The organism is Pseudacidovorax sp. (assembly GCF_017991995.1).
GTDB lineage: Bacteria > Pseudomonadota > Gammaproteobacteria > Burkholderiales > Burkholderiaceae_C > Xenophilus.
Genome location: NZ_JAGOPN010000016.1, coordinates 146,704 through 170,314, shown reverse-complemented (window position 1 = coordinate 170,314; position 23,611 = coordinate 146,704). Strand labels below are relative to the sequence as shown.

The 23,611-nt window shown below is 69.5% G+C and carries 22 protein-coding genes and 1 pseudogene; 11 read left to right on the top strand and 12 right to left on the bottom strand.

Annotated elements, in window-relative coordinates:
- A pseudogene (locus KBC94_RS20865) lies at window positions 1–132 on the top strand (integrase core domain-containing protein); the annotation flags it as partial.
- 253 nt (window positions 133–385) lie between these two features.
- Here KBC94_RS20865 and KBC94_RS20860 read toward each other — a convergent pair.
- The 10 genes from KBC94_RS20860 to KBC94_RS20815 all read right to left on the bottom strand — a co-directional run bounded on the left by KBC94_RS20860 (window position 386) and on the right by KBC94_RS20815 (window position 9,955).
- On the bottom strand, window positions 386–829 hold the full coding sequence (locus KBC94_RS20860) for a tetratricopeptide repeat protein (RefSeq protein ID WP_294374569.1): 444 nt from the start codon (window positions 827–829) through the stop codon (window positions 386–388).
- A gap of 510 nt (window positions 830–1,339) precedes the next feature.
- Complete coding sequence (locus tag KBC94_RS20855) at window positions 1,340–1,765, bottom strand: PPC domain-containing DNA-binding protein (protein WP_294374566.1); 426 nt, start codon at window positions 1,763–1,765, stop codon at window positions 1,340–1,342.
- Window positions 1,766–1,798: 33 nt separating this feature from the next.
- On the bottom strand, window positions 1,799–2,779 hold the full coding sequence (gene denD / locus KBC94_RS20850; RefSeq protein WP_294374561.1) for a D-erythronate dehydrogenase: 981 nt from the start codon (window positions 2,777–2,779) through the stop codon (window positions 1,799–1,801).
- A 14-nt stretch (window positions 2,780–2,793) separates the two neighbouring features.
- Complete coding sequence (locus KBC94_RS20845; RefSeq protein WP_294374559.1) at window positions 2,794–4,851, bottom strand: amidohydrolase; 2,058 nt, start codon at window positions 4,849–4,851, stop codon at window positions 2,794–2,796.
- Between the two features lie 18 nt (window positions 4,852–4,869).
- Window positions 4,870–5,859 carry a tripartite tricarboxylate transporter substrate binding protein gene (locus tag KBC94_RS20840; protein WP_294374557.1) on the bottom strand — a complete coding sequence of 330 codons (990 nt, stop codon included), beginning with the start codon at window positions 5,857–5,859 and terminating at the stop codon, window positions 4,870–4,872.
- A 57-nt stretch (window positions 5,860–5,916) separates the two neighbouring features.
- Entirely contained in the window at window positions 5,917–6,282 is a 366-nt protein-coding gene (locus tag KBC94_RS20835; protein WP_294374556.1) for a cupin domain-containing protein, read from the bottom strand.
- A gap of 23 nt (window positions 6,283–6,305) precedes the next feature.
- Entirely contained in the window at window positions 6,306–7,313 is a 1,008-nt protein-coding gene (locus KBC94_RS20830) for a zinc-binding alcohol dehydrogenase family protein (protein ID WP_294374554.1), read from the bottom strand.
- Window positions 7,310–8,200 carry a 3-keto-5-aminohexanoate cleavage protein gene (locus KBC94_RS20825; protein WP_294374552.1) on the bottom strand — a complete coding sequence of 297 codons (891 nt, stop codon included), beginning with the start codon at window positions 8,198–8,200 and terminating at the stop codon, window positions 7,310–7,312. The genes KBC94_RS20830 and KBC94_RS20825 overlap by 4 nt, the downstream gene beginning before the upstream one ends.
- Window positions 8,201–8,279: 79 nt before the next feature.
- Window positions 8,280–9,044, bottom strand: a complete 765-nt coding sequence (locus KBC94_RS20820; RefSeq protein WP_294374551.1) for an SDR family oxidoreductase — start codon at window positions 9,042–9,044, stop codon at window positions 8,280–8,282.
- A gap of 44 nt (window positions 9,045–9,088) precedes the next feature.
- A complete protein-coding gene (locus tag KBC94_RS20815) occupies window positions 9,089–9,955 on the bottom strand; it encodes a dioxygenase (protein ID WP_294374548.1) in 867 nt (288 codons plus the stop codon).
- 124 nt (window positions 9,956–10,079) lie between these two features.
- Here KBC94_RS20815 and KBC94_RS20810 point away from each other — a divergent pair, with 124 nt between their 5' ends.
- Window positions 10,080–11,111 carry a LacI family DNA-binding transcriptional regulator gene (locus tag KBC94_RS20810; RefSeq protein ID WP_294374545.1) on the top strand — a complete coding sequence of 344 codons (1,032 nt, stop codon included), beginning with the start codon at window positions 10,080–10,082 and terminating at the stop codon, window positions 11,109–11,111.
- A gap of 18 nt (window positions 11,112–11,129) precedes the next feature.
- On the opposite strand, the gene KBC94_RS20805 is transcribed toward KBC94_RS20810, so the two are convergent.
- Both KBC94_RS20805 and KBC94_RS20800 read right to left on the bottom strand, forming a co-directional pair.
- Window positions 11,130–12,080 (bottom strand): tripartite tricarboxylate transporter substrate binding protein, encoded by a 951-nt coding sequence (locus KBC94_RS20805; RefSeq protein ID WP_294374583.1) that lies wholly within the window; start codon window positions 12,078–12,080, stop codon window positions 11,130–11,132.
- 110 nt (window positions 12,081–12,190) lie between these two features.
- Window positions 12,191–13,222: a tripartite tricarboxylate transporter substrate binding protein gene (locus tag KBC94_RS20800; RefSeq protein ID WP_294374539.1), complete on the bottom strand. Its 1,032-nt coding sequence runs from the start codon at window positions 13,220–13,222 to the stop codon at window positions 12,191–12,193.
- Between the two features lie 142 nt (window positions 13,223–13,364).
- On the opposite strand from KBC94_RS20800, the gene KBC94_RS20795 reads away from it, so the two are divergent.
- The 9 genes from KBC94_RS20795 (at window position 13,365) to KBC94_RS20755 (ending at window position 23,593) form a co-directional block, all read left to right on the top strand.
- Window positions 13,365–14,819, top strand: coding sequence for an FAD-dependent oxidoreductase (locus tag KBC94_RS20795; RefSeq protein ID WP_294374536.1), 1,455 nt, complete (start codon window positions 13,365–13,367; stop codon window positions 14,817–14,819).
- A 70-nt stretch (window positions 14,820–14,889) separates the two neighbouring features.
- Entirely contained in the window at window positions 14,890–15,735 is an 846-nt protein-coding gene (locus KBC94_RS20790; protein ID WP_294374533.1) for an IclR family transcriptional regulator, read from the top strand.
- Between the two features lie 60 nt (window positions 15,736–15,795).
- The gene (locus KBC94_RS20785; RefSeq protein ID WP_294374529.1) at window positions 15,796–17,088 is read left to right on the top strand and encodes an aconitase X catalytic domain-containing protein; all 1,293 of its coding nucleotides are present in this window, start codon (window positions 15,796–15,798) and stop codon (window positions 17,086–17,088) included.
- Window positions 17,085–17,588 (top strand): DUF126 domain-containing protein, encoded by a 504-nt coding sequence (locus tag KBC94_RS20780; protein ID WP_294374525.1) that lies wholly within the window; start codon window positions 17,085–17,087, stop codon window positions 17,586–17,588. The genes KBC94_RS20785 and KBC94_RS20780 overlap by 4 nt, the downstream gene beginning before the upstream one ends.
- Complete coding sequence (ilvD, locus tag KBC94_RS20775; protein ID WP_294374522.1) at window positions 17,585–19,297, top strand: dihydroxy-acid dehydratase; 1,713 nt, start codon at window positions 17,585–17,587, stop codon at window positions 19,295–19,297. Before KBC94_RS20780 ends, ilvD begins: the two co-directional genes overlap by 4 nt.
- Before the next feature lie 103 nt (window positions 19,298–19,400).
- A complete protein-coding gene (locus KBC94_RS20770; protein ID WP_294374519.1) occupies window positions 19,401–20,375 on the top strand; it encodes a tripartite tricarboxylate transporter substrate binding protein in 975 nt (324 codons plus the stop codon).
- 437 nt (window positions 20,376–20,812) lie between these two features.
- Window positions 20,813–21,622: a prepilin-type N-terminal cleavage/methylation domain-containing protein gene (locus KBC94_RS20765; RefSeq protein ID WP_294374514.1), complete on the top strand. Its 810-nt coding sequence runs from the start codon at window positions 20,813–20,815 to the stop codon at window positions 21,620–21,622.
- Between the two features lie 31 nt (window positions 21,623–21,653).
- Window positions 21,654–22,157 carry a hypothetical protein gene (locus tag KBC94_RS20760; protein WP_294374510.1) on the top strand — a complete coding sequence of 168 codons (504 nt, stop codon included), beginning with the start codon at window positions 21,654–21,656 and terminating at the stop codon, window positions 22,155–22,157.
- A complete protein-coding gene (locus tag KBC94_RS20755; protein ID WP_294374507.1) occupies window positions 22,154–23,593 on the top strand; it encodes a hypothetical protein in 1,440 nt (479 codons plus the stop codon). The genes KBC94_RS20760 and KBC94_RS20755 overlap by 4 nt, the downstream gene beginning before the upstream one ends.
- The last annotated feature ends 18 nt before the right edge of the window (window positions 23,594–23,611 follow it).

Sequence of the window (23,611 nt, the reverse complement as noted above, 5' to 3'; positions counted from 1 at the left end):
AGTGCCGAGCGCACCGCTTGGTTGCCCGCTTTCCTGCGCTACTACAACTGCGAGCGCCCGCACTGCGCTCTGGGGCACAAGCCCCCAGCCTCCCGCCTTTGTGGGAACAACCTATTGCAACTCGACAACTAGCAGGGAAGTCTTTGGCGCACAAATCTCTCATGGCCTCTACCTGCCGGATTTCGCCGTGGAGCCCGGCGAGATCAACTGCATACTGGTCGCCAGAGGCTTGAGCCGACATTGAAAGAAACGTGGCGAAGATCACATGCAGGATTGAATGACGCATTGGGAGGTTCCAATTTTGGCCGGTTTTTGCCTATCCCGTGAATGGCAGCTCTTGGCCGAATTCTGCCCGACGGCCGCAGGGTGCCCGCAGCGTAGTACGTCACCACACGCCGGAAGCGGGCGGAGCAAGCTTCGTTTTCAAAAACGCGAAGTACTTGGGGTCGTCTAGAGCAAATATCTCCTTTCCCTCCAGCATGTACGCTCTTGCCAGATGTTCTGCTGCCACTTCGTTTTGCCCTCGCTCAAGTGCGCTTTGGCCGAGGCGCAGATGAAGGAAGGGGTTGCCGAAACCACTTGGACAGCGCATCGCGTACTCCATTGCCTCTGAACCTGAGACGAAGAAGCCGCCGAGGAAGCATGCGTCGCCTATGGCGGCGAGAATCCAGGTACTGGACTCCCAATCGGCCTGCGGTGCTGGCAATAACACCCAAGCCTTGTTGTACGTCGCGATTGCCTCTTTATAGAGCCGCTGCTCAGCAAGCGCGTCCCCGTCAGCGCAGATCTGCTTGATATCTGCGTGGATGGCACTCGGCAAGTCGTTCATGGCGATTGGTGAACTGAAGGGAGGGCGGGAAGGTGAGCTTCTGGCCTGATTGTGTTGGTGATGCGAACGGCTGCTGCTGGCCGACTGTAGCCTCTGAACGAAGGCGCGAGAAGGGCCCGAAGCGGACTTCACCGCATTGCCGACGGCGCTACGTCACGACGCCAACGTTGGTTCTGCAGGGGCAAGTGCAACTCGGCGATGTTCTTGTTGGCTCTGAACTCCGCAAGCTGACGCATCTCCAGTAGGTACTGCTTCCAGAAGGCATCCCATTTGCGCACTTTTCGAGGTGCTGGAACATGAAGCTTCCAAGGCACTCGAACGCTCTCAACTCCACAGATGGGGCAAAAGAATTGCTCGGTCTGCTGATCGCGTCGCTGAAGCTTTCTGCAGCCAAGACAGGCAAATGTTCGGTTGCTCATCTGATCTCTCTGCCGCTCCTAATGTCCGCTTGTGGCCGAAAGCGGAAGTATGGGGCCGACTGCCGGAACTACGGCTATCAGTCTGAAGCGGTCATTGCCCTGAGCTTTGTCGAACGACGCCCTCCGCGCTGATCGTCAATTCCAAGTACCCGGTCCCCGCATCCACCTCCCGCCCCAACCGCCACCCCACCATCTCCGCCACGACCAGCTCCACCGTCGTCCGCACCACATTCCCATACCCCACATGCCCGCCCCACACGCGCCCCTGCGCGTCGGCCACGCTCATGTGCAGATGTGCGCCTTGAGGTGACAGCGAGCCCGAGAGGCTGAGGATTTCGAAGGGCCCGGTCCAGCGGGTTTCCTGCTCGGCAGCGGCCAAGCGCAGCACGGCACCGTCCAGGCTGCCGATGCCGGCGACGACGAAGAGGGCCGGGCCGTCGGCGTGATCGACGGCGTGCTGTTCCAGCGTGCGCCGCAGGTCGGCGCCGGGCGGCAGGCGCAGGGGAGTGAAGCTCATGGCGCCATCGTGCCCGGAATGGGCAGTTGGCGCTCAGCGCGCCAGCGCCCGGAACTGCGCGATGACAGCGTCGAAGCTCGCATCCGCCTGCAGCCCCAGCCGCCGTGCACGCTCGCTCTCGAAGCGCGAGGGCCAGCCACCCACGATGCGAGCGACGGCCGCGTCGGGCTTGACGGTGACTCGGGCGGCCACCGCCTGGCCGGCGCTGCGCTCCAGCGCCTGCAGCATCTCCGCCACGGTCACGCTGAGGGCGGGCAGGTTCAACGCGGTACGACCGCCGAACTCGGCGCGGCTGGCCTCGGCCACGCGCAGGATGCCGGAAATGGTGGTGTCGGGCGAGGCCAGGGCGACGGCGGTGGAGGGGTCCACCGGGCAGATGGCGTCGATGCCGGCCAGCGGCTCGCGCACGATGCCCGACAGGAAGCCCGAGGCCGCCCCGTTGGGCCGGCCCGGCCGCACCGACACGGTCATCAGTCGCGCGGCGCGACCATCGATGTAGCCCTTGCGGGTGTAGTCGGCCACCAGCTGTTCGCAGATGAATTTCTGGATGCCGTAGCTGGACTGGGGCGTGGGCAGGGTGTCGTCGCGCACCACGGGCGGCAGCGCCACGGCCTCGTCGCCGCCATAGACGGCGACCGAGCTGGCAAAGAAGAACAGCGGCGCCTGGCCGGTGCGCGCCTGCTGGGCGCGCAGCGCCTCCAGCAGGCGCCGGGTGGCTTCCAGGTTGCTGCGCAGACCCAGCGCGAAGTCGGCCTCGCATTCGCCCGACACGGCCGAGGCCAGGTGGAAGACGGCGTCATGATTGCCCGTCATCAGGCTGTCCAGCCGCTCCAGCAGGTCACCTGCATCGCGCTTGACCCGCCGGTCCGCCAGCAGGCCCGGATCGGCGACCGGATGCAGATCGGTCAGGGTGAGCGTGTCGATGGGCTGGCCGCACAGGGTGCCGCGTTGCAGCAGGCTGCGCGCCAGCAGGGTGCCGAGGAAGCCGGCGCCGCCGGTGATGAGGATGTTCATCCCGCCACTATCGGTTAGATCACCGCGCAGCCACAGCTCATGCGCCAGTTCCCCTGGTCGCCCACGATGATCGGTGCCGACGCAGGCCCGGTGCAACAGCCGGCGCCATGCATCGCCGTCCCACCGGGCGCCCGCGCCATGCCGCTCTTGCGCCGCTGCTGGTAGCCGCCGTACACGTTCACCGGCAGCCAGTCGGGCAGGGGCTTGACCACGGCCGGTGCCTGCGCGGCGAAGCTGCCGCTGCCATGCACCACCGTGCCGCCCACCACCGTCAGCACCGCGGTGATGTCGCGGATGTCGTCCTCGGGCACGGCAAAGTAGTCGTCCGACAGCAAGGCGAAGTCGGCCAGCTTGCCGGGCTGGATGCTGCCCTTGCGGGCCTCGTCGCCGGTGAGGGCGGCGCCCTCCAGCGTCCACATGCGCAGCGCCTCGTCGCGGCTGACCAGGTTGCGGTCGGCATTGAGGCGCGTGTCGCCCATCGTCTTGCCGGTCACCAGCCAGTGCAGCGAGACCCACGGGTTGTAGCTGGTGGCGCGGCTCGAATCGGTGCCGCAGGCCACGGGCAGGCCCATCGCCCGCATGCGGCCGATGGCGGGCGCGTCCGCCGCGGCCTCGCGGCCCCAGGTCTGCGCGAAGACTTCGCCGTCCAGCGACATGCGGTTCTGGATGGCGATGCGTCCGCCCATGGCGGCCACGCGCTCCATGGAGCGCGGCGACAGCGTTTCGCAGTGGTCCAGCGCCCAGCGCACGTTCTTCATCGGCACCTCGCGGTTGACCTTCTCCAGCACGTCGAGGATGCGCGTGGCGGTGCTGTCGTAGCTGGCATGCATGCGGATGGGCCAGCCCTTGCCCACCAGATAGGTCGCCACCTCGGTGAGCTTGCTTTCCATGATGGCCGGCGCGGGCGTCACGCTCTTGCCGAAGTTGGCGGGGTCGGTGGCGGCCCACAGGATGTACTCGCCCGCGCCCACCATGCGCAGCCAGTCGTCGCCCTGGCCGGGCGCGACGCGCTGCGACCAGGCCTGGTAGTCGGCCAGTTCCTGCCCCGGGCGCTGCGCGAACAGGTTGTACGAGATGCGCAGCGTCATCCTGCGCTCGGCCGCGAGCTTGGCGATGCCGCTGTAGTGCTCGGGGTAGTTCTGGCCCCCGCCGCCCGCATCGACCACGCTGGTCAGGCCCAGGCGGTTCATCTCGCGCATGTAGAGCTGGGTCGACAGCGCCTGGTCGTCGTCCGACAGCTTGGGCACGCGCGCGAACAGGGCCACCAGTCCGCCCAGGCTGGTGGCGTTGACCACCAGGCCGGTCGGGTTGCCGGCGGCGTCCTTCTCCAGCACGCTGCCGATGGGGTTGGGCGTGCTGCGGTCGAAGCCCAGCACCCGCAGCGCCGCGCGGTTCAAAAAGGCGCGGTCGTAGAGGTTCATGACGAAGCAGGGCACGTCGCCGGTGGCGGCGTTGATTTCCTGCAGCGTGGGCAACCGCTTCTCGCGGAACTGGTAGGGCGAGAAGCCGCCCACCACCTGCACCCAGTGCGGCGGCTGCGTGCGCTGCGCCTGGTCGCGCAGCATGACCAGCGCATCGGCCAGCGAGGGCACGCCGTCCCAACGCAGCTCCTGCGTGTAGGTGAGCCCGCCGCGGATGAAGTGCGCATGCGAGTCGATGAGCCCCGGCACCACGGTGCGGCCCTGCGCATCGATGACGCGGGTGCGCGGGCCGATCCAGCGCTGCATGTCGGCATCGCTGCCCACGGCGGCGAACTGCTCGCCCACGATGGCCAGCGCCTGGGCCCGCGGGCGCTTGGGGTCTACCGTGGCGATGCGGGCGTTGAGCAGCACCAGGTCGGCCGGGCCGGCGGGCGCGGTGCTGGCACAGCCGGCCAGCGCACCGCCCAGGCCCATGCCCGCGATGCCGCCGGCCGTGGCCAGGCCCAGCGAACTGCGCAGGAACTGGCGGCGCGGCGGCTCGGGCTCGGCCTCGTGGGCGCAGGCGGGGTCGCACCAGTGGCGGTAGCGCGGCGTGTCCAGATTCGTCGTGGTGGCGGCGGCAGTCGCGCCGCCCAGGCTGAAGCGCTTCATGGCGAGGCGGCTCCGGGCTCAGTCGACCTTGATGCCGGAGGCCTTGACGATGCGCGCGCTCTTGGCCGTCTCGTCCGCCAGGAAGGTGTCGAACTGGGCCGAGGGCATGGTGAAGGGCTCGGCGCCCAGCTTGTCGAGGCGGTCCTTGAGGTCGGGCGCCGTCATGATCTTCGCGACCTCGGCCTGCAGGCGGTCGACCACCGGCCGCGGCGTCTTGGCCGGCGCGAACAGGCCGACCCAGAACAGGTACTCGGAGCCGGGCACGCCGGCCTCCACCGTGGTGGGCAGGTCGGGCTGCACCGACGAGCGCTTGCCCGTGCCCACGGCCAGTGCCTTGAGCTTGCCGTCCTTGATGAGCGGCAGGGCCGACACCATGGGTGCGAAGAACCAGTCCACGCGCCCGCCCATCACCTCGGTCATGGCCTCGGGCGTGCCGCGGAAGGGCACATGCTGGGCCTGGATGCCCGCCGCCAGGCGGAACACTTCGGCATTCATGTGCGTGGCCGAGCCGTTGCCGGCCGAGGCGTAGTTGAAGCCGCCCGGCTTGGCCTTGACCTGCGCGACCAGGTCCTTCACATCGGCGAACTTGCCGGGCGAGGTGACCAGCACATTGGGCAGGCTGGCCATGGGCGTAATGCCGGCGAAGTCCTTGAGCGTGTCGTAGCTCAGGTTGGGATAGATCGACGGGTTGACCAGGTGCCCGGCCGAATGCACCAGCAGCGTGTAGCCGTCGGCCGGCGCACGCGCCACCTGCACGGCGCCCAGCGTGCCGCCGGCGCCGGGCTTGTTCTCCACCACCACCGAGGTGCCCAGCGCGGGGCCCAGGCGCTCGGCCACCAGCCGGGCCACGATGTCGGTGCCGCTGCCGGCCGTGAAGGGCACGATCAGCCGGATGGTCTGGCCGCGCGGCCAGTCGCCCTGGGCATGCGCGCTGGCGAAGGCCGTGGCGGCCAGGGCGCCAGCGATGAAGAGGCGGCGGCCGAGGCCGCGGGTCGAGGGGAAGGTCATGTCTTGTCTCCGTCTTTGTCTTCTGTGGGGGATGGGCGATCAGCCGTTGGGGCTGCGCTAAGTCTTCGGCCCTGGCGGCTCGTGCGGCATCACGAGCGCCACCAGCACCGGCCGGTTGCTGCGGTTAACCAGCTGCCGCTTCTCGCCCGGCGCGAAGCGGCAGGAGTCGTAGGGGCCGAGCTCCTGCTCTTCGGTCTGGCCATCGAGCTCGCCGATGACGGTGAGCCGGCCTTCGAGCACGAGGTAGAGCTTTTCCATGGGCGAGCCGTCCAGGCCGGTGTGGCCACCGGGCAGGATCTGGCTCATGCCCATCCACATCTGCTCGGATGGCCCGGCCTCCTTGCCCTGCAGGCGCAGGCAGCGCATGTCGAAATGGCGAGGTGCCTCATAGGCAGGCGCCTGGTCGAAGCGGGTGACGTGCATGGCAATCGTCTCCGTGCTTGCGCTCAGGGCCGCAGCACCACACGGTCGGTGCTGCCCGAGAGCACCTGGCGGTAGGCCTGCAGCGCCTCGTCCAGCCCGAAGCTGCGCGCCACCGGAAAGGGCTTGAGCGTGCCGCGCTCGAAACCCTCGCGCATCGCGTCCAGCTGCGCGGTCGAGGCCACGCAGTCCATGGCCAGCGAGTCGATGCCCACGTAGGTGTGCATGCCCCGATAGAAGGCAAAGATGTCGAAGGGCACCGCCCGGTCGTGGGTGGCGATGAAGATCTGCGTCGCCCCCTTGGCCATGGACTTGTTGGCGGCCTCGAAGTAGGCGCTGCCCACGGTGTTGTAGACCACATCGGCCCCGCGCCCGCCGGTGAGTTCGAGCACGCGGGCGGCCACGTCTTCCTGGCTCGCGTCGATGACGTCGACCGGCGCACAGGCAAAGCCCTCGAAGGGCCCGGGCCGGCGCTGCACGGCGATCACCCTGGCGCCAGCCTGCGCCGCGAGCTGCGCCGCCGCCTGGCCCACCTTGCCGTTGGCGCCCAGCACCAGCACCACCTGGCCCGCCTGCGGCATGCCGCTGCGGCGAAAGCCCTCGTAGGCCGTCACGAAGGGCACGCCCACGGCGCCGGCCTCGTCCATCGAGATGTTGCGCGGGCGCTCGCGCAGCGCGGCCTCGGGCAGCAGCAGGTAGCGCGCATGCGAGCCGTCGCGGGTGATGCCCACGTCGCCGCCGGAGCCGTAGACCTCGCGGCCGATCCAGGCGCTGGGCCCGTCGATCACGGTGCCGGCAAAGTCGCGGCCCGGCGTGCGCGGCCACACGGCCTTCGGCATCAGGCCCAGCGTGGCCTTCACGTCGCTGGGGTTGACGGCGGCGGCACCGACCTGCACCACCGCCATGCCGGCGGCGGGCGTGGGCGCCGGCTGGTCGACGATGGCGAGCTGCAGCGACGCCAGATCGGCGGCCTTCTGCTCCACGCGCAGGGCGCGCGCGGCGCTGTTGACATTGGGGTTCGAGACGGCGTTCATCGTGCGGCTCCTGCGGCCGGCAGGCCGAGCATCTGGCGCGCCTCGGCGGCGCTGGCCACCTGGCCGCCCAGGCTGCGGATGATGTCGCGCGCCTTGGCCACCAACTGGGCATTGCTTTCTGCCAGCACACCGTGCGACAGGTAGATGTTGTCTTCCATGCCCACGCGCACATGGCCGCCCATGAGCCAGGCCTGGGCCACGATCGGGAACTCCATGCGGCCGATGCCGAAGGCGCTCCAGAAGGCGCCGCGCGGCAGCATGTTGCGGGCGTAGAGCAGCGTCTCGGGCGTGGGCGCAAAGCCGTACTTCACGCCCAGCACGAAGGTCCACATGCCGGGGCCGTCGAGCGTGCCGTCGGCGATCAGGTCCAGTGCCAGGTGGATGTCGCCGGAGTCGAAGATCTCCAGCTCGGGCTTCACGCCCGCCTCGCGGATCACGCGGGCCATGCGGCGCACGTTCTTCGGCGTGTTGATCACCACGTCGGGCCCGCTGTTCATGGTGTTGAGGTCCAGCGAGCAGACGTCGGGCTTGATCAGCGCGATGTGCTCGACGCGTCGCTCGGGCGGCAGCAGCGAGGTGCCGGGGGCGTAGACCTTGGGGTCGTCCTCGCTGGGCACGAAGCGCCCGCCCGGGCCGGTCGTGAGGTTGATGACGAGTTCGCGGTCGTGGCGGCGGATGCGCTCGACCACCTCGCGGTAGAGCGCCACCTCCATCGACGGCTTGCCGGTGCCGGGGTCGCGCACATGGATGTGCACCTGTCCCGCGCCCGCCTCGGCCGCGGCCAGGCATTCGTCGGCGATCTGCGTGGGGGTGATGGGCAGGTGCGGGGTCTGCTCCAGCTTGACCAAATTGCCGGTGACCGCGCAGGTAATGAGCGTCTTGTTCATTGGACCCCCACGCTGGTCACTTCGTGTACTGCGCTGCCCCCCGAGGGGGCCTTCGCGCCTTTGGGCAGCCATGCGGCGCTCATAGGTGACGTCCTCCGTCGACGACGATGCGCGTGCCGGTCACGAAGCGCAGCGTGGTGGCCAGCGCCTCGACGGTGGCGGCCACGTCGTCGGGCAGGCCGATGCGGCCCAGCGGCGTGGTGGTGGCCATCTTGGCCTTGAAGTCCTCGCCGCGGCCGGGCACGAAGCCCGACTCCACCGCGCCGGGTGAGACCGACACCACGCGCACGGCCGGTGCCAGCGCCTTGGCCAGCGCATCGCCCACCACGTCCAGGCCGGCCTTGGCGGCCACATAGGCCAGGTTGCTGCCCACGCCGGTGAAGCCGGCGATGGAGGACACGTTCACGATCAGCCCGTCGCCGCTTGACTTGAGCAGCGGTGCGAAGGCGCGGATGGTGGCGAACACGCCGCGGAAGTTGGCCTGCAGCAGCTCGTCGATCAGTTCGTCGGTCAGGCCGTCGAGGTCGGCCGCAGCCACCGGCCGGGTGTGGCCGGCGCTGTTGACCAGGATGTCGCAGCGGCCGTGATCGGCCTTCACCTGCGCGGCGGCGGCCTGCAGGCTGGCGCTGTCGACGATGTCGGCGCGCAGCGCGCCGTGACGCTGGCCTTCGGCCGAGGGCAGGGCGGCGGCGCGGGCGTCGGCGTCCTCGGCCTTGCGGTGCAGCAGCACGCAGGTGGCGCCCAGGGCGGCCAGGCGCTGCGCGCTGGCATAGCCGATGGCGCCCAGCCCGCCGGTGATGACGGCCACCTTGCCGTCCAGGCGTGAAACAGGGGTGAAGCTCATGGTCTTGCAGTCATGAAGAAAAGGGTTGGAAAGAGGAACAGGGATCAGGGAATCGGCGGCCGCGGGAACTTGGTCACGCCCGGTTCCAGCTGGAAGTCGTAGGCCAGCGTGGCGCTCTTGCCATCCGGCTGCAGTGCATAGCGGCCGATCAGCCGGCGCGTGACGCCGAAGGTCGGGTCGCTTTCGAGGTTCTCGTCGTCGTCGGCATAGACCTGGCTGACCAGCACCTTGAAGCCCGGCTTGCTCACCATGAAGTGCAGATGCGCCGGCCGGTTGGGGTGGCGACGCTGGGCCTTCAGCAGAACGCCGCAGGGCCCGTCCACCGGCACGGGGTAGCCGGCGGGGCGCACGCTGCGGAAGTGGTAGCGGCCCTCGGCATCGGTGCGAAAGCGCCCGCGAAGGTTCATGTTCTCCTGCGTCGGGTCCTGGTTCTCGTACAGGCCCACGGGCGAGGCCTGCCACACGTCCACCATGGCATCGGCCAGCGGCCGGCCCTGGCCATCGCGCACCACGCCCGAGACGAACAGCGGCACGCCCGGCGTGCCCGAGCGGGCAATGGAATCGCCACAGGCGCAGTCCGGCGCATTGGCGCGCCAGAAGGGGCCGAGCAGGGCGGAGGGCGACTCGCCCTGCGGATCCTGGTTGTTCTGCAGCGCCACCAGCGTCGAGATGCCCAGGATGTCGGCCGCCAGCACCACCTCGTTCTTCTTCTCGCCGGTGGCCTGACCGAGGGCGACGATGAAGTCCAGCGCCTGCTCGAACTCTTCTTCGCCGAGCTTCACTTCCTGGACGAAGGCATGCAGGTGGCGGGTGAGCGCGGCGATCACCTCGCGCAGCCGGGGGTTGGGGGTGCGGGCCATCGCGTCCAGGGCGATGGGCAGGACCGAGTCGGGGGTCGTCACGATGTTCATGACCGGGGGCTCCGTGTGCAAACGTTTGCACATTATTGGTTCCGATCCAGCGCAAAGCAAAGGGCACAATCGCAGCATTGACACTCTTGACAGCGAGCCCGCTGCCAGGCAAACGTTTGCACACATGAAAGCCACCAAGCCGCCCAAGGTCACCATCCGCGATGTCGCCACCGCCAGCGGCGTGCATGTGTCGACCGTCTCGCGCGCCCTCGATCCGGCGCGGCGCAAGCGCATCAGCAAGGAGGTGCTCGAACTGGTCGAAGAGACGGCCCGCCGCCTGGGCTACCAGCCCAACCGCGCGGCCTCGGCGCTGCGCACCGGGCGCACCCACACCATCGGCGTGCTGCTGCCGGACATCACCAACCCGGTCTTCCCGCCCATCCTGCAGGGCATCGAGGCCGCGGCGGCGGCGCGCGGCTACTTCGTCTTCGTGGCCAACGTGGGCGACCCGCAGCTGGCGCAGCCCATCCTGGCGCGCATGAAGGCGCAGCAGATCGACGGCCTGGTCATGGCCATCGCGCTGCGCGAAGACCCGCTGATCGACTTCGTGCGCGACAGCGGCATGCATGCGGTGATGGTCAACCGTGCCGACGAGAGCGGACGGCTGCCCGCCGCGGTGAGCGATGACCGCCTGGCGATGAAGCTGGCCGTCGACCACCTGGTGGCCCTGGGCCATCGCCGCATCGCCCACCTGGCCGGCCCGCAGACCGTGCCCACCGGCGTGGGCCGCCGCCAGGGCGTGGAGCAGGCGCTGCGCGACCACCGCCTGCCCGCGCCGCGCATCGTCGAATGCGACAGCTACAGCCGCGAGGCCGGCCAGCAGGCCATGCGCGTGCTGCTGGAGAGCGGCGGCAAGCGGCCCGAAGCCGTGGTCTGCTGCAACGACCTGGTGGCGCTGGGCGCCTACGACGTGCTGCGGGCGGCGGGCCTGCGCATCCCGCAGGACATCTCCATCACCGGCCACAACGACATGCCGCTGGTGGACATGGTCGATCCGCCGCTCACCACCATCCGCCTGCCGCACCGCGAGCTCGGCTGGCAGGCGGCGGAGATGCTGTTCCAGGCCATCGAGGGCCAGTCGCTGCTGGCCTCGACGGTGGTGCTGCGGCCGGAACTGGTCGTGCGTGCGTCGACCGCAGCGCCTGCGGCGGCCTGAGCGGCTTCTTCTGCTGAGTTAGCGCTGCACCGCCAGCCCCAGCTGCCGGATGATCCCGCCCCAGGCGTCGTAGGTGGAGCGCGTGAGCGCCGCCAGCTCGCGCGGGCTGGAGGCCTCGGCCTCGTAGGCGCCCTGGCGGAAGAAGGCGCGCGTCTCCGGCTGCGACAGCACCTTGGCGAGCGCGGCGCTCAAGGTGTCGACCACCGCGGGCGGCATGCCGGCCGGGCCGTAGAAGCCCAGCCAGCTCGGCATGTCGACACCGGTGATGCCCTGCTCGCCCATGGTGGGCACATCGGGCAGCAGCGGGCTGCGCTTGGGCGCAGCCACCGCCAGCATGCGCACCTTGCCGCTGGCGCTGTTCTGGATCGCATTGGGCGCGGCGTCGAAGTAGAACTGCACCCGGCCCGCCAGCACATCGCGCGCCGCGTCGGCGCCGCCCTTGTAGGGCACGTGCACCGCGTCCAGCCCGGCCTGGCGGCAGAAGGCCTCGCCATAGATGTGCGACGAGGTGCCGGCGCCGAAGGAGGCATAGCTCACCGTGCCCGGATGGGCGCGCACATAGGCCACCAGCTCCTGCACGGAATGCACCGGCAGGCTGCTGTGAGCCGTGAGCACCAGCGGGCCGCGGGCGCCCAGCGAGATGGGCGTCAGGTCCTTGAAGGGGTCGTAGCGCACCTGCGCCAGCGTCTGCGGGTTCTGCGCCACCACGGACGAGGGCGCATACATCAGTGTGTAGCCGTCGGGCGCGGCGCGGATCACTTCCTCGGTCGCGAGGATGAAGCTCGCGCCCGGCCGGTTCTCCACGATCACCGGGATGCCCAGCACATCGGGCAGCCGGTTGGCGACGAAGCGGGCCTGCGCGTCCGATGCGCCGCCCGCGGCCAGGCCCAGCACGATGCGCAGGGTGCGCCCGGGCTGCGGAAAGGACGCCGCAGCGGCCCGCACCACTGGCCAGGGCGAGAGCACCAGCGCGGTGGCGAGGCCCGTCAGGGCGCGGCGGCGGGACAAGGGAAGGGTGGGGATCGTGCTCACGGAAGGTCCTCGGAGATCGCGTCGGGCGTACAGGGGCATGCGCGGGCTCACTGGGCCGCCTGCAGGCCGACCTGGCGCACCATCGCGCCCCATTGCTCGTAGGTGCGACGGGTCAGCTGCGCAAAGGCATCGGGGCTGTTGGCGCCGGCCTCGTACCCGCCGTCGCGGTAGAACTTGCGCACCTCGGGCAGCGCCAGCACCTGCGCCAACGCGGCATTGAGTCGCTGCACGGTGGGCGCCGCCATGCCCGCCGGGCCGTAGAAGCCCAGCCAGCTCGGCAGGTCCAGCCCGGTGAAGCCCTGCTCCGACAGCGTGGGCACATCCGGCAGGGCCGGGATGCGCTGCTCGGCCGCCACCGCCAGGATGCGCACCTTGCCGCTGCTGGCCGCGATGACGGCCGACGAGGCCGAGTCGAACATGAAGGGCACGCGTCCCGCCATCAGGTCCTTGGCGGCATCGGATCCACCCTTGTAGGGCACATGCACCGAGTCGATGCCCGCCTTGCGCACGAAGGCCTCGCCGTAGATGTGCGAGGAGGTACCCGCGCCGAAGGAGGCGTAGCTCGTCTGGCCCGGCCGCGCCTTCACATAGGCGACCAGCTCGGCCACGTTGGCCGCCGGCACGCCGCTGCTGATCGACAGCACCAGCGGACCGCGCCCGCCCAGCGAGATGGGCGTGAAGTCCTTGAACGGGTCGTAGGGCACCTTGGCGAAGGTGTGGGGGTTCTGCGCCATGGTGGAGGAGGGCGCATACAGCAGCGTGTGCCCGTCGGGCAGGGCGCGCGCCACCTCGCTGGCGGCCAGCATGGTGCTGGCGCCGGGGCGGTTGTCCACCAACACCGCCGTGCCGAGCACCTCGCCCAGGTGCCTGGCCACGATGCGCGCCTGCGCGTCGGTGCCACCGCCGGCAGTGAAGCCAACAACGATGCGGATGGGCTTGCCGTCGACCGGGAAGGCGGCGCCGGCGGCCAGTGCGGCGGGTGCCAGGCAGGCCAGGGCGGGCGCGGCGACCGCGAGCGCCAGCAGGCGGGCCAGCGTGCGCCGACACACGGCACGAGGAAGGAAGGGGCCAGGTCGCATGAAGTCTCCGAGTTCCGTTTTGCACAGACTATCTTTCCGGTAAGCAGCAATTCATGACCGTGTTAACCCTAGATTCGGCGTCATTTGATTGACTTTATGGACCTCATGTCCAAAAAATGAAACCACTTTGACCGACGCCGCCATGAAAACCATCGTCCGCTCCGACGAGCGCATCCTCACTTCCGACATCTTCGACCGCGATGCCCGCGTGGTTCGGCCCGACCATGGCTTCTGGGACGAGCCCGGCCGCCGGGTGCCCATCTACCACCGCTGCGGCGTGCTGGTGGTGGGCGGCGGCCCGTCGGGCACCGCGGCGGCCGCAGCGGCAGCGCGGGCCGGTGCCGACGTGGCCCTGCTGGAGCGCTACAACCACCTGGGCGGCCTGTCGACCGGTGGGCTGGTGATCTGGATCGACCGCATGACCGACTGGGAAGGCCAGCCGGTGATCCGCGGCTTCGCCGAGGAGCTGTTCGACCGCCTGCCGGCCGATGCCGTTGCCGGGCCGGCGCGCGAGGACTGGGGCTCGCAGGACCCGGCCAAGGCAGCCCACTGGTCGCAGCGCACGGCGGCCTATCACGGCGTGGTGACCTGGTCGCCAACGGTGGACCCGGAGCGGCTCAAGCTGCTGAGCCAGGAGATCGTGCTCGAACGCCAGGTCAAGCTCATCTACCACTCCTGGGCGGCCGTGCCCATCGTGCAGGACGGCAAGGTGCGCGGCGTGGTCTTCGAGAGCAAGGAAGGCCGCATGGCCATCATGGCCGACGTGGTGGTGGACGCCACCGGCGACGGCGACCTCTTTGCCCGCGCCGGTGCCGCCTTCGTCAACGACATCGAAGAGGCCGACGTGCACCACTGCATGAACACCTCCTGGCTTTTCGGCGGCGTGGACATGAAGCGCTGGATCGACTTCAAGGCCGGCCAGCCCGAGGCCTTCTCGCAGTTCATGGCGCAGGGGCGCGAGGCCATCGGCCTGTTCGAGCGGCCCTTCGTCTCCTGGCGCGACGACATCGCGCTCTTCATGGGCCCGCGGCAGACCGGCTACTCGGCGCTGGACGTGGACGACCTGACCGCCGTGGAGGTGCGCTCGCACCGCGCCATGGCCGCGCACCTGGACTTCTTCCGCGCCCATGCGCCCGGCTTCGAGAACGCCTTCCTGATGCTGAGCGCGCCGCAGATCGGCGTGCGCCATGCGCGCCGGCTGGTGGGCACGGGCGCGGTGCTGCGCAGCCAGTGGCCGGACGGCGTGCCGCTGGCGGACGAGATCGGCGTCTCGCCCGCGGTGTCGCCCAAGTTCCCCAACATCTCCATTCCCTATGGCGCGCTGGTGCCGCAGTCGCTGGACGGGCTGCTGGCCTGCGGGCGCCACATCTCCTGCGACCGCAACTCGCACGGCTTCATGCGCGAGATCCCTCAGTGCTGGATCACCGGCCAGGCTGCGGGCGTGGCGGCGGCGCTGGCCTCGCGCGGCGGCATCGCGCCGCGCGACGTGGACATCGGCGCCCTGCAGTCGGCCCTGATCGCGCAGGGCGTCTACCTGCGGCCTGGGGCGCCCGCCCGTGCGGCGGCCCCGGCTGGCGAGACCGCCACCACGGCCTGAACACCGGCGTGGCGCGCGCATGACGATCTACAGTGCCCGGTCTTCCTCAGCCGCATCCGCATCCCTGCCCATGACGCCCTCCGACAAGGCCGCCGTGCCCGATTCCTCCGACCTGCGCGCCGAACGCGGTGACACCGTCAGTGCGCTGGAGCGCGGCCTGTCGCTGCTGCGCTGCTTCAGCGAAGACCGGCCCGTGCTGGGCCATGCCGAGATGGCGCGCATGACCGGCATTCCCCGGCCAACCGTCAACCGGCTCGTGGCCACGCTGCTGGCCAACGGCATGCTCAAGCCAGCTGCCGTGGCCGACCGCTTCATGCTGGGCCCGGGCGTGGTGTCGCTGGCGCGCGTCTTCCTCGGCAGCCTGGACGTGCGCGCCGTGGCCCGGCCGCACATGCAGGCGCTGGCGGAAGAGGGCGGGCCCTCGGTGTACCTGGCCGTGCGCGACGGCATGGAGATGGTGCTGATCGAGGCCTGCCGGCCGCGCTCGTCCATGCTCTCGCCGCGCCTGGACGTGGGCTCGCGTGCGCCGCTGCCCAACTCGGCGTTGGGCCGTGCCTACCTGGCGGCACTGACGCCCGCCGCGCGCGAGCAGCTCATCGACTCCATGCGGCTGCTGCGCGGACCGGAGTGGGACGCCATCGCCCAGCCGCTGCAGCGGGCCCTGGCGCAGGCCTCGCGCACCGGCTGGACGCTGTCGCTGGGCGAGTTCCACCGCGAGATCAATTCCGTCTCGGTGCCGCTCATCGGCCCCGGCGAGGAGGTGATGGCCCTCAACGCGGGCGGTGCCGCCTTCGTCTTCACCGAGGAGCGGCTGCGCGAAGAGGTCGGCCCGCGCCTGCGCGAGCTGGCCCGACAGATCGCCGGGGAGATCGGCGGGCGCCTGCCGCTGGAAGCCACGGCCGCACCGCCGCCCTGAGGCGCGCCGCGCACTCCACGACCCCATCCAGAAAAAAAGACAGAGACAAGGACCCGCCCCATGCACCTGAGCGACGAAGAGAAGGCCATGTACGACGGCCGCGACGGCCCGGCCGTGCAGAAGGCCATGGACCTGCTCGTGCGCTACGGCGAAGCGTTGGGCGCCGAGCGCCTGGTGGAGACGCGCAACGTCTGCGCCACCATCACCTCCACCACGCCCTTCCAGCGCGATTTCGCGCAGACCCGCGGCGGCATGGACGCGGTGTTCTCCGAATTCAGCCTGGACAGCCAGGAGGTGGTGCCGATCCCGAAGTTCAAGGTCTTCACCAGCCACCTGCAGCTGGGCTTCGACCCCGGCCAGCCCGAGCGCATGGGCATCGACACCCAGACCCTGCAGTTCTACGAGCGCAGCGAGCGCCACGCCGCCGACCTGGGCGCGCAGATCATGAACACCTGCACGCCCTACCAGGTGGGCAACGTGCCCACCCGCGGCGAGCACTGCGCATGGATGGAATCGTCGGCGGTCGTGTACTGCAACTCGGTGCTGGGCGCGCGCACCAACACCGAAGGCCGCGAGAGCTGCGGCGCGGCCATGCTCACCGCGCGCATCCCCGACTGGGGCTACCACCGCGACGAGAACCGCCATGCCACCCATCTCGTCGAGCTGGACGTGGAGGTCGAATCGGTGCAGGACTGGGGCCTGCTCGGCTACTTCATCGGCGAGCAGGTGCAAAGCGGCGTGCCCGTGGTGCACCGGCGCGAGGGCTTCGGCCGTGCGCCCAACCTGCCGCGGCTCAAGCACTTCGGCGCGGCGGCGGCTTCTTCCGGTGGCGTGGAGATGTTCCACCTGGTGGGCATCACGCCCGAAGCGCCGACGCTGGACCACGCCCTGGGCGGCAGGAAGCCCATCGAGGTCCTGCGCTACGGCCCGGCCGAGCGCCGCGCCGCCTACGAGCGGCTCAACACCACCGCGCGCGAGGCCGAGATCCAGTACGTGATGCTGGGCTGCCCGCACTACACCATCGAGCAGATCTGGGAAGCGGCGCAGCTGCTGGAAGGCCGGCGCCTGCATCCCGATGTGCAGCTGTGGATCTTCACGCCGCGCGCCATCAAGGCGCTGGCCGACCGCAGCGGCCACACCCGCATCATCGAAGAGGCGGGCGGCGTGCTGATGACCGACAGCTGCTCGGCCATGAGCCGCGCCGTGCCGCCGGGCACCCGCGCCGTGGCGCTGGACTCGGCCAAGCAGGCGCACTACCTGCCGGCCATCCTGGGCGTGCAGGCGTGGTTCGGCAGCACAGCCGAGTGCATCGAGGCCGCCTGCACCGGCCGCTGGCAAGGCGGTCTGCAATGAGCGCCCGTCCTGATCTGTCCGACGCTCCGGCCCACGGCGCTAAGGCGGACCCGGCGCCCGACTTCGTGCTGCACGGCCGCAAGGTGGTCGGTGGCGTGGTCGAGGCCGAGGCGCTGGTCACGCACGAGCGCATCTCCGGCTGGGGCGGCATCGATCCGCGCACCGGCACCGTCATCGAGATCGGCCATGCGCTGCGCGGCCAGAGCTTCGCGGGCAAGGTGCTGGTGTTCCCGGGCGCCAAGGGCTCCTCGGGCTGGTCGGCCATGTTCCACACGGCGCGGCTGCTCAAGGCGGCACCCGCCGCCTTCCTGTTCAACGAGATGACCACCAAGATGGCCCTCGGCGCGGTGGTCACCCACGCGCCCGCACTCACCGACTTCGACCGCGATCCGCTGGCCTGCATCGAGACGGGCGACCGCGTCCGCGTCGATGCCGACCGCGGCACGGTGGAAGTGTTCAAGCGGCCCCGCGCCGCCCACGATGGAGACAACCCGGCATGACCGAACGACGACGCACGCTGCGCAGCAACTTCCCGCGCGGCTCCTACCTCTGGTCGGTGCGCAATGCGCACTGGCGCGCCCTGGGCATTCCCGAGGCCGACTGCGAGAAGCCCAAGATCGCGGTGGTCAACAGCTCCTCCGAGCTGGCGGCCTGCTTCAGCCACCTGGACCGCGTGGCCGAGGTGCTGAAGGACGCGATCCGCGCGGCCGGTGGCGTGCCCTTCGAGATCCGCACTGCGGCGCCCAGCGACTTCATCACCGGCGCCGGTGCCCGCGGCGCCTACATGCTGGCGGCGCGCGACCTGGTGACCAACGACATCGAGGTGGCCGTCGAAGGCGCCCAGCTCGACGGCATGGTCTGCCTCACCTCCTGCGACAAGACGGTCCCCGGCCAGCTGATGGCCGCCGCGCGGCTGAACATCCCGACGCTGATGGTGCCCTGCGGCTACCAGCCGAGCGGCGAGTGGCAAGGCAAGCACGTCGACATCGAGGACGTGTTCATCGGCGCCATGCACGCCGTGACCGGCAACCTGCCCGTCGACGACCTGGTGGGCATGAGCCGCGAGGCCATCCGCGGGCCTGGCGTGTGCTCGGGCATGGGCACGGCCAACTCCATGCACATCGTCTGCGAGGCGCTGGGCATGGCCCTGCCCGGCAGCGCCCCGGTGGCGGCGCTGGGCGACAAGATGATGGCGGACGTGCGCGCCGCCGGCACCCGCATCGTGCACATGGTGTGGGACGACCTCAAGCCCCGCGACATCCTGGTGCCCGGCGCCTTCGCCAACGCGGTGCGCGCCGTGCTGGCGGTCGGTGGCTCGCTCAACTGCGCCAAGCATCTGCAGGCGGTGGCCACCGAGGGCGACTGCGGCGTGGACGTCTATGGCCTGTTCGACCAGCTGGGACCGAAGACGCCGGTGCTGGCCGGCGTGCGGCCAGTGGGCGACCAGACCATCGAAGCCTTCGAGGCCGCCGGCGGATGCCGGGCGCTGATGAAGCAGCTGGCGCCGCTGCTGGACCTGGGCGCACCCACCGTCACCGGCGCCACGGTGGCCGACAACCTGCGCCATGCCGAGGTGGCCGACGCCAAGGTGATCCGCCCCATCGACCGGCCGGTCAGCGCCCATCCCGCCATCGTGCTGCTGCGCGGCAACCTGGCGCCGGAGTCGGGCCTCATCAAGGCGGGCATCGGCGAGCGCAAGGTGCGGCGCTTCACCGGCCCCGCGCTTTGCTTCTGGAGCAGTGACGAGGCCATCGCCGCGCTGCGCGATGGGCGGATCCAGCCGGGCCAGGTCGTGGTGATGCGGGGCGCTGGCGTGCGCGGCGGCCCGGCCATGGGCGGGGGCGCCTCGCGCGTGGTCTTCGCCATCGACGGCGCGGGCCTGGGCGACCAGGTGGCGCTGCTGACCGACGGGCATCTTTCGGGCCTGGTGTGCAAGGGCCTGGTCGTGGCCGAGGTGGCGCCCGAGGCCGCGCTCGGCGGGCCCCTGGGCCTGGTGCGCGACGGCGACCTCGTCACCATCGACCTGGACGAGCGGCTGCTGGCCGTGGACTTGAGCGACGCCGAACTCCAGCAGCGGCGCGACACCTGGCAGGCACCGCCGCTGCAGCACGACCGCGGCTGGCTGCAACAGTACCGCCGCATGGTGGGCCCGCTGCCGAAGGGCGCGGTGATGGTGCGCAGCGAGGCGCCCGTCGAACCCGGCGGCTGAGGCCCGGCGCCCTTTCTTCTTCTCTGTATCCCTGTTTCAGGCTGCCGGTCGAAGGCAGCCGGGGCGCCTGTGCGCGCCTTCCTGACGACGAAAGGAATCGACGATGCGACGCAGAACCTTGCTGGGCGCAGGCAGCGCGCTGGCCACGCTCGCCCTGGGCATGGCCACCACCCATGCCGCCACCGACGGCTATCCCAACCGCCCGCTGCGGCTGCTGGTCGGCTTCTCGCCGGGCGGCGGGGCCGATTCGCTCACCCGCGTGATCGCGGAGGGTCTGGGCCGCGAACTGGGCCAGCAGGTGGTGGTGGACAACCGCCCCGGTGCCGATGGCGTGATCGCCGCACAGGCCGTCTCGGCCGCGGCGCCGGACGGCTACACGCTGCTCATGGGCACCAACACGGCGATGGTGGCCGCGCCCACGGTGCGGCCCAAGCCGCCCTACGACCCCTTCAAGGCCTTCACGCCCATCAGCTCGGCCGGGCAGTTCTCGATGTTCCTGGTGGTGCCCGCGAGCCTGCCGGTGCGCAGCGTGGACGAGCTGCTGGCCTGGATCGACAGCGGCAAGGGCGCGCCCTACAACTCGGCCTCCAGCAACAGCGCCTCGGAGCTGGCCATGCTGCAGCTGCTGGGCAAGCGGCCGGTGGTCAACGCCCGCTACAAGGGCGACTCGCAGGCCATGACCGACCTGCTGGGCGGCCAGGTGCAGATGATGTTCACCACCGGCACGCTGGCGCCCGGCTTCGTCAAGGACGGCCGCATCCGCGCGCTGGTCACCCTGCTGCCCAAGCGCAGCGAGCTGCTGCCCCAGGTGCCCACCGCCACCGAACTGGGCCTGGGCAAGCTCACCATCACGCCCTGGGCCGGCTTCTTCGGCCCGCCGGGGTTGCCGCCCGCGCTCACGCAGCGCCTGTCCGAGGCGCTCCAGCGCACGCTGGCCCAGCCGGGCGTGCGGGCCCAACTGGCGGAACAGGCCTTCGATGGGCACGGCATGTCGCCGGAGCAGTTCGCCCGCTTCTTCCGGGTGCAGTACGACGCCTTCGGCGAGACGCTGCGGTCCAGCGGGATCAAGTTCGAATAGCCGGCCCACCAGCGCGGCCTGCTGCGGTCCGCAAGAACGCGCCCCGCGAGTGCGCCCGCGGCAGTGTTCCGGAGCGCAGCCGCCGCGCCTGATGAACGGCGAGGCCAATTCGTTGCTCTCGCGACCTACCACATCTCAGGGCTTATGTTCAGGGTCGAATTGATTGACAGGGGAATTCCCTCGTAGAAAAACCTGTAAATAACTCGACGAGTCGAAATAAACGTTTAAATCGATTGATGATTGACGACTCAAAAAACGTGCAACGCCCACTATTGGTGCAGAACTGACAAGTATTTCACGGTTCATGTAAGAAGAAGGGTTTCTGTCATACCAAATGGATGACAGGCCCCCTAAGCTCCGCCCCCAAGTGAAGTGGCATCTCATTGCCACTTTCCATTGGTGCAATTCGTATTGCGCCCGCAACTTCAGGGGGTTCCATGAATCGTTCATTTGCGCGTATTGCGGCGGGCAGGGCTCGCCAGTCCGGCTTCACCTTGGTGGAAATGGCCGTGGTGCTGGTCGTCATCGGCCTGATTCTTTCGGCGGTCATGATCGGGCGCGACGTCCAGCGCAATGCCGAGTACACGCGCATTCGGCAGACTTTCGTCAATCAGTGGGCAGAAGCCTATAACGCCTACCGACAGCGGATGGGCGTTGCCGTCGGCGATTCACTGGATCACCCGCGTGAAATGGTCAACGGGCGCAACTTCGGCGGCAACGGTACCAGCCTCTCGGGGCAGGACATGACCACCGTGACCGCGCCGCCCGCGGTCTGCAACGCAGCCGCAGGCCCCGGCATGGCGCGGACCATGCAGGCCGATCTGTCGCTGATCACGCTGATGAGACAGGCAGGCGTTGAACTGCCGCCCGGACGCGGCCCGGGACTTGAGGATCGCTACGTCTACCAGGACTCCAACGGCAATCCGCAGGAAATCCAGATCTGCTTCCAGTGGAACCGACCTGGGACACCGTCCGGTTCCGGCAATGTCATGGTGATTTCCGGCCTCACGCCCGACCTGGCACGGGCGCTGTCCGCAGGACTGAAGGGCGCAGTCGACGCCAACAGCGGAACCTTCCGTCAGGAGGGAATTGCCAACGGTGTGATGGCGGCAGGCGCAGTCGGCGCAAATCGCGGCTCGCTCGATTGGACCGTCAACAACACGCAGCGCTATGCACAGCAGGCCAATGCCAACACCTTTGAAGATCAGGTGGCCACGGTCGTTGCCCATTACAGAATGAATCAATAAGCGATTGACTCGGTTTCAACTGGCTTTCGCGATGAATAACAAGTCGGGGCAATTGTTTTCGGCAGCGGTTCGGGGCAGGAATCCGCTGCTCGGCGGTATTGCCGCCTGTCTTTTGCTTTTTTTCTCATGCCTTGCGCTCTGGACTTCTATTTCCTTCTGGAAAAACGCGTCCGCCTCCGATCTAACGACGACCCGCCGGCTCGAATCTGCAAAAGTCGCAGAGCAGCAAGTCGCGGCGCAGAGGGAACGAGCTCGGGCTTCGTCCGAATTCCTGCAGCAGGTGGAGGCAAATCGGCTTGCGCCCGGGCAATGGTCCGAAAGATCGGTGGACACGGGGCCCATCCGCGTCGGCCCGGCCGAAGCCGCCCGCCTGCTGGCACAGGCCCAGACCTTCGATGGCCATGTCTTTGCCCTGGAAGACTTCGACCTGATGGCCAGCGAAGCCGCAGCGTCGATCTTCGGCGAGGGCATCGCCGCGCCGCAGGAACTGGTCATGGCGCTGCGGGGCCGAGCCTACTTCCGGGTGGCGCCGTGAAGCCGTTGTGGAACGTGGCCAGCCTGATCCACTCCGCTCGGGAGTGGATGGAGGGCGGCGTGCTGCACGTGGAGGACGCCAGCGTCGACATTGGCGCGGACACGTTGCTGATCGTCGACTTGGACGACGCAGTGGTCCAGTTCACGCGGCTGACCGGCGATCCGAGGCATGCGGCGGGCCTGCTGGCCCGCCAGATCCGCAGCACGGGATTGATGGATGAACCGCCCGAGGTGTTCTGTCACACCGTCCGCCGCGAAGACCGTCACTATGACGTGCTGAGCACAGCCATGCCGGGCCGGCGCTGGCGCGAACTGCTTGCCTGGACCCAGGCGCAGCGCTTCAACGTCGCCTTGGTACCAGTCGCCGCCCTGCTTTGGCGCAGCCTGCCAGCGGGCGAGGCCCTGGTTTTTCGCAGTGGCAGCCGTTTCACATTCCTGGCGAATGTGGAAGGCCGGCCCGTCCATCTGGGCGTGCAGGCCTTCAGCGACGATCCCGCCGAACTCCGCGCGACTCTCGAACTGCTGGCCGATGGAGCGCTGGCCGAGCTGAGCGCCCAGGATCCGACGCGCGGCACAGCACTGCATTCGCTCACCTGGTACACGCGCCTGGCCCCCGCCGACCGGTTATCGGATCAGGCCGATGCCGATGGCCCCCTTGCCACCCTTGTCGCGGATCGGCTGAAGGTGCCGCTCGTGCATGCGCCCGTGAGTCGAGCGCACCGTGGTGACCTCAGCTTCGTGTCGAGCATCCCGCAGCTCGGCCTGCACTTTCATGTAGGCCTGGCGGCCAATCCCGCGGCACAGCGTTGGGCCCTGCGGGCCGATCAGGCACTGCCCGCTGCCACGCGCGCTGCCTGGGTGCTGGCCTCGCTGACGCTCACCGCGTCGGCGGCGCTCGGCCTGCTTGCCCACCGGGGCGAGGTGGCCAACCAGGCCAGGCTGGCCCAGGCCATCGTCATCGAAGAAGCCATCGCCAGGCACCGGGCCGACGACTCATTGGAAACCACCTATGCGGCCACGGCTGCCTGGGTCGGCAAGCTGGCAGACGCCCGCGCGAATGTGGACATCGTCCAGATGCTGCAGGCACTGCGCCTTGCCTCGGACAAAGGCGTGCGGGTGAACCGGGTCTACACGGTGGCACCGGAGAAAGCACAGGAGAACACGGCGACACCGGGGCCGGCACGTGGCGTCACCGCAGCGACCAGCGCGAGGCCGGCACGCCTGCGGGTCTATGTCGATGCCAACCTCGACCCCGCCTCGGGCCGGCCCGACCATGAGGTGCTGGCGCAGTTTCTGGCGGACCTGGCGCAGCAGGGCTTCAAGGCCGTGCCGGGCGACGGCGCCACGCGTGCCGCGCAGCGCCAAAAGCGCATCGATTTCACCTACGAACTCCAACCCACGGGTGAATCCAACCGTGCGCCGGGGGTGCGGTCGTGATGTTCCAGCGCCGCTGGG

Coding starts and splice junctions, on each gene's coding strand:
- KBC94_RS20860 (WP_294374569.1), bottom strand. CDS start 829: ATGAACGACTTGCCGAGTGCCATCCACGCAGATATCAAGCAGATCTGC.
- KBC94_RS20855 (WP_294374566.1), bottom strand. CDS start 1,765: ATGAGCTTCACTCCCCTGCGCCTGCCGCCCGGCGCCGACCTGCGGCGC.
- denD (WP_294374561.1), bottom strand. CDS start 2,779: ATGAACATCCTCATCACCGGCGGCGCCGGCTTCCTCGGCACCCTGCTG.
- KBC94_RS20845 (WP_294374559.1), bottom strand. CDS start 4,851: ATGAAGCGCTTCAGCCTGGGCGGCGCGACTGCCGCCGCCACCACGACG.
- KBC94_RS20840 (WP_294374557.1), bottom strand. CDS start 5,859: ATGACCTTCCCCTCGACCCGCGGCCTCGGCCGCCGCCTCTTCATCGCT.
- KBC94_RS20835 (WP_294374556.1), bottom strand. CDS start 6,282: ATGCACGTCACCCGCTTCGACCAGGCGCCTGCCTATGAGGCACCTCGC.
- KBC94_RS20830 (WP_294374554.1), bottom strand. CDS start 7,313: ATGAACGCCGTCTCGAACCCCAATGTCAACAGCGCCGCGCGCGCCCTG.
- KBC94_RS20825 (WP_294374552.1), bottom strand. CDS start 8,200: ATGAACAAGACGCTCATTACCTGCGCGGTCACCGGCAATTTGGTCAAG.
- KBC94_RS20820 (WP_294374551.1), bottom strand. CDS start 9,044: ATGAGCTTCACCCCTGTTTCACGCCTGGACGGCAAGGTGGCCGTCATC.
- KBC94_RS20815 (WP_294374548.1), bottom strand. CDS start 9,955: ATGAACATCGTGACGACCCCCGACTCGGTCCTGCCCATCGCCCTGGAC.
- KBC94_RS20810 (WP_294374545.1), top strand. CDS start 10,080: ATGAAAGCCACCAAGCCGCCCAAGGTCACCATCCGCGATGTCGCCACC.
- KBC94_RS20800 (WP_294374539.1), bottom strand. CDS start 13,222: ATGCGACCTGGCCCCTTCCTTCCTCGTGCCGTGTGTCGGCGCACGCTG.
- KBC94_RS20795 (WP_294374536.1), top strand. CDS start 13,365: ATGAAAACCATCGTCCGCTCCGACGAGCGCATCCTCACTTCCGACATC.
- KBC94_RS20790 (WP_294374533.1), top strand. CDS start 14,890: ATGACGCCCTCCGACAAGGCCGCCGTGCCCGATTCCTCCGACCTGCGC.
- KBC94_RS20785 (WP_294374529.1), top strand. CDS start 15,796: ATGCACCTGAGCGACGAAGAGAAGGCCATGTACGACGGCCGCGACGGC.
- KBC94_RS20780 (WP_294374525.1), top strand. CDS start 17,085: ATGAGCGCCCGTCCTGATCTGTCCGACGCTCCGGCCCACGGCGCTAAG.
- ilvD (WP_294374522.1), top strand. CDS start 17,585: ATGACCGAACGACGACGCACGCTGCGCAGCAACTTCCCGCGCGGCTCC.
- KBC94_RS20770 (WP_294374519.1), top strand. CDS start 19,401: ATGCGACGCAGAACCTTGCTGGGCGCAGGCAGCGCGCTGGCCACGCTC.
- KBC94_RS20765 (WP_294374514.1), top strand. CDS start 20,813: ATGAATCGTTCATTTGCGCGTATTGCGGCGGGCAGGGCTCGCCAGTCC.
- KBC94_RS20760 (WP_294374510.1), top strand. CDS start 21,654: ATGAATAACAAGTCGGGGCAATTGTTTTCGGCAGCGGTTCGGGGCAGG.